Source organism: Streptomyces lonarensis, assembly GCF_012033735.1.
GTDB lineage: Bacteria > Actinomycetota > Actinomycetes > Streptomycetales > Streptomycetaceae > Streptomyces > Streptomyces lonarensis.
Map to the genome: position 1 here is coordinate 1 of NZ_JAAVJD010000353.1, position 3,740 is coordinate 3,740.

The window sequence follows — 3,740 nt, forward strand, 5'->3', positions numbered from 1 at the left end:
GTGCGGAGGCGCGCCGCGCTCACCGGGTCGCCGTGCCGTGTCGGCGCACCCCGCCGGCGTCGCGCCCGCACCCCGCCGCGGTGCCGGTGGAGCGCTCGGACACCGCCTGCGGGGGCGAGCGGGCGCCTCACCGCCCGCCGTCCGCGCGCACGCCCCGCGCGGGCCGCGGCTACGCTTCCCACCAGACCCACCGCACCACCCGCCCAGCCGACCGGAGGACCCGGATGACAGTCACCCTCGCCGATGTGGCGGCCCGGGCAGGTGTCTCGGCGGCGACGGTCTCCCGGGTCCTCAACGGCAACTACCCGGTCGCCACCGCGACCCGCAGCCGCGTGCTGCGGGCGGTCGAGGAACTGGAGTACGTCGTCAACGGCCCGGCCAGTTCGCTGGCCGCCGCCAGTTCCGACCTGGTGGGCGTGCTGGTCAACGACATCGCCGACCCCTTCTTCGGCATCATCGCCGGAGCCGTGCAGGACACCCTCGGCCCCGTCACCTCGGTGCCCGCGCAGGGCCGCAAGCTGGCCGTCATCTGCAACACCGGCGGCTCGCCCGAGCGGGAGCTGACCTATCTGACACTCCTCCAGCGGCAGCGCGCGGCGGCCGTCGTCCTCACCGGCAGCAGCACTGACGACCCCGGCCACCGGGCCGCCCTCGCCGCCCGGCTCCAGCGGCTCGCCGCCGGCGGCGTCCGGGTGGTGCTCTGCGGCAGGCCCCTCCCCGTCGACGAGTCCGGGGCCGGGGAGCCGGCGGCGGACGGGTGCGGCACCGCGGCCGAGGGGGCCCGCGAGCCGGGGGCGGAGGGGCGCCCGGCGGCGGGAGGGACGCTCACGGCCGGGCCGCGGGTGGTCACGGTGCCGCTCGACAACGAGGGCGGCGCACGCGCCCTGACGGGCCATCTGCTGGCCCTCGGCCATCGGCGCATCGGCTACCTCGCCGGGCCCGACCACCGCTCCACCACCCGCCACCGGCTCGCCGGCCACCGCGCCGCCCTGGCCGCCGCCGGGCTGCCGCCCACCCCCGACCACCTGCTGCTGCACGGCACGTTCCACCGGGACAGCGGGTACGCCGGTGCGCTGCGGCTGCTGGAGGCGGACCCGGGGCTGACCGCCATCGCCGCCGCCAACGACACCGTGGCGCTCGGCGTCTGCGCGGCGCTGCGCGACCGCGGTCTGCGGGTGCCGCAGGACGTGTCCGTGACCGGCTTCGACGACCTGCCGTTCGCCGCCGACGTGGCGCCGGGGCTGACCACGGTGCGCCTCCCGTTGCGGGAGACGGGCCAGGCCGCGGGCCGGGTGGCACTCGGCACGGAGGTGCCCGAGGACGGCGTCGTCCCGCCGGATCCGGCCCGGCTGGTCGCCCGCGACTCCACGGCGCCGCCCCGCGGCTGAGCCGGCGCCCGCCGTGACGGGCCGGCTGCCGGGCGTCTCGCGGAGGCGCCCGCGCGGAGGCGGTGGTCGCGGTCCGTCCCGGGGCGCAGCCGCTCCACAATGGAGCGGTCGAGGGCGCGCCGTCCGGCCGTCCGTCACCTCGGAGCGGGGAGCAGGGCATGGGGCACGCGACGGCGGCGGACGGCGTCCGCCTGGCTTGGCAGAGCGAGGGGAGCGGTCCGCCGCTGGTCCTGCTGGCGGGCCAGTCCAACACCCACGCCTGGTGGGACGGGGTCCGCGCGGACTTCTCGACCCGGCACCGCACCGTCACCCTCGACTGGCGCGGCACGGGCGACAGCGACAAGCCGGACGAGCCCTACAGCACACGCGGGTTCGCCGAGGACGTCGTCGCGGTGATGGACGACGCGGGGATCGACCGGGCGGACGTCTACGGCACCTCGATGGGAGGCCGCGTCGCCCAGTGGCTGGCCGCGCGCCACCCGGACCGCGTCGGCCGCCTCGTCCTCGGGTGCACCTCCCCCGGCGGCCCGCACGCCGCCGAGCGCGACGCCGAGGTACGCGGTTCCCTGGCCGACGCCGACCCGCGCCGGGTGCGCGCCGCGCTGATCGCGCTGATGTACTCGCCGGAGTGGACGGCCCGCCACGACGGGCCGTACCGGACGCTGGGCGACCCGCGTATGCCGGCACATGCCCGGCGGCGGCACCTCGCCGCCAGCAACCGGCACGACGCCTGGGACGCCCTGCCGGGGATCACCGCGCCGACGCTGGTCGTCCACGGCACCGCCGACCGCTTCAACCCGGCGTCCAACGCGCCGCTGCTGGCGGCGCGCATCCCCGACGCGCGCGTGCTGCTGATCGAGGGCGCGCGGCACGCGTACTTCGAGGAGTACCGGTCGGTGGCCGGCCCGGCCGTGCTGCGGTTCCTCGCGGGCGAGGAGGTCGGCGAGCGGCCGGGGTGAGCCCGCGGTCGCCGGCGCGCCGGGGTCAGGCGCCCGGCGCGCCGCCGTCCCCCGCGAGGTCGCCGACGAGTTTGTCGAGCGCGGTCGACCAGCCGTCGGTCATGTCGGCGGCGTCCGCGGCGCTCAGGACGCCGCTCTGGTGCAGCGTGAGCTCGGTCGGCCCCGATTCCGCCCCGGTCAGCGAGACGGTGACGACGGCGTACTCGGTGACGGGCGTGTCCGGCCCGGCAACGCCCCAGCCGAAGACGATGCGCTCGAACGGCACCAGCTCCCGGTAGGTGCCGGCGGAGGGGTAACGCGCGCCGCTCTCCTCCGAGACCATCACCGCCTCCCAGCCGCCGCCCACCTGCGCGTCGACCCGGACGGTGTCGGTCGGGGTCCGCATCCCCTCGGGCCCGAACCAGCGGGCGAGCCGAGCGGCCTCGGTCCAGGCGCGGAAGACGGCCTCGGGCGGGGCGGCGACGGTCCGGGTGAGGGTGAACTCCCGTTCCCGCACGTCGGGGTCGCCGTCGGCGGCGGTCGGCTCGGTGGCGCCGTTGTCGTGCATGGTGCGTCTCCTTCGTCCCGGGCGACCGGGCCGCCCGGCCATAGGCTCGGGGCATGGCTGCCGAACCTGCCGGGACCACCGGCCACGCACCGTCCCCCCAGCCCCGCACCGACCCGGCCGACGCGCCGCGTGCAGCGCCCGCCGTCCCCGCCCCGCGCCCGGCCGGGGCGGCCGTGGCGGCGGCGCCGGGCGCCGAGCCCGGGGGCTGCTGCCCCGAGGACGCGCGGTGCGGCGCGGCCGTGCCGGGTGAACCACTCTCCACGGGACCGCTGGGGATGCGGCTGCTGGCCTTCACCCGGGTCGCGGAGGCGCACCCGCCGTCAGACCACGAACTGACGTACGCCATCGTCGCCGCGCGCCACGAGGGCCGGCTGCTGCTCGTGCGGGAACGCACCCGGGGCTGCTGGGAGCTGCCCGGCGGTGGGATCGACCCGGGCGAGACCGCGCGGGTGGCCGCCGCCCGCGAGCTGTGGGAGGAGGCGGATCAGCGGGTGGCGCCGTCGGCGCTGCGCTTCGAGGGGTTCGCCCGTACCGCGCTCCCCGACCACCTCACCCGCTACGGCGCGCTGTTCTCCGCGGAGATCACCGACCCGGCGCCGTTCACCCCCAACGAGGAGATCTCCGGGATCACCTGGTGGGACGGGGGCGACGCCCCCGCGGGCGGCCCGCTCCAGACGGTGGACCTGTACCTCGCGGAGCTGACCGGCCGCTGACGCGGGCGGCCCCGCCCGGGGCGGCACCGCGCCGGGCGTGCCACCCGCCCGGGGGCAGCCATGGCCACACCCGCAGCGCGGGCCGCGCCCGGTGGGGGCGCTCCGCGGCGAGCTGGAGTTCCGCGACGTTCAC

General features: G+C 78.3%; 4 protein-coding genes. 3 read left to right on the forward strand and 1 reads right to left on the reverse strand.

Going from position 1 to position 3,740, the window contains the following annotated elements; translation table 11 throughout:
• Nucleotides 1–224: 224 nt before the first annotated feature.
• Together HCN56_RS24280 and HCN56_RS24285 are read left to right on the forward strand one after the other, a co-directional pair.
• Nucleotides 225–1,388 (forward strand): LacI family DNA-binding transcriptional regulator, encoded by a 1,164-nt coding sequence (locus HCN56_RS24280; RefSeq protein ID WP_167974604.1) that lies wholly within the window; start codon nt 225–227, stop codon nt 1,386–1,388.
• Nucleotides 1,389–1,546: 158 nt separating this feature from the next.
• Nucleotides 1,547–2,347: an alpha/beta fold hydrolase gene (locus tag HCN56_RS24285; RefSeq protein WP_167974606.1), complete on the forward strand. Its 801-nt coding sequence runs from the start codon at nt 1,547–1,549 to the stop codon at nt 2,345–2,347.
• 25 nt (nt 2,348–2,372) lie between these two features.
• Here the strand turns inward: HCN56_RS24285 and HCN56_RS24290 are convergent, their stop codons facing one another.
• Nucleotides 2,373–2,894 (reverse strand): SRPBCC family protein, encoded by a 522-nt coding sequence (locus HCN56_RS24290; RefSeq protein ID WP_167974608.1) that lies wholly within the window; start codon nt 2,892–2,894, stop codon nt 2,373–2,375.
• Nucleotides 2,895–2,947: 53 nt separating this feature from the next.
• On the opposite strand from HCN56_RS24290, the gene HCN56_RS24295 reads away from it, so the two are divergent.
• Complete coding sequence (locus HCN56_RS24295) at nt 2,948–3,607, forward strand: NUDIX domain-containing protein (RefSeq protein WP_167974610.1); 660 nt, start codon at nt 2,948–2,950, stop codon at nt 3,605–3,607.
• Nucleotides 3,608–3,740: the final 133 nt, after the last annotated feature.

Bases quoted from the DNA above. Each gene is read 5' to 3' on its own strand.
- HCN56_RS24290 (WP_167974608.1), bottom strand. From the start codon at position 2,894: ATGCACGACAACGGCGCCACCGAGCCGACCGCCGCCGACGGCGACCCC.
- HCN56_RS24295 (WP_167974610.1), top strand. From the start codon at position 2,948: ATGGCTGCCGAACCTGCCGGGACCACCGGCCACGCACCGTCCCCCCAG.
- HCN56_RS24285 (WP_167974606.1), top strand. From the start codon at position 1,547: ATGGGGCACGCGACGGCGGCGGACGGCGTCCGCCTGGCTTGGCAGAGC.
- HCN56_RS24280 (WP_167974604.1), top strand. From the start codon at position 225: ATGACAGTCACCCTCGCCGATGTGGCGGCCCGGGCAGGTGTCTCGGCG.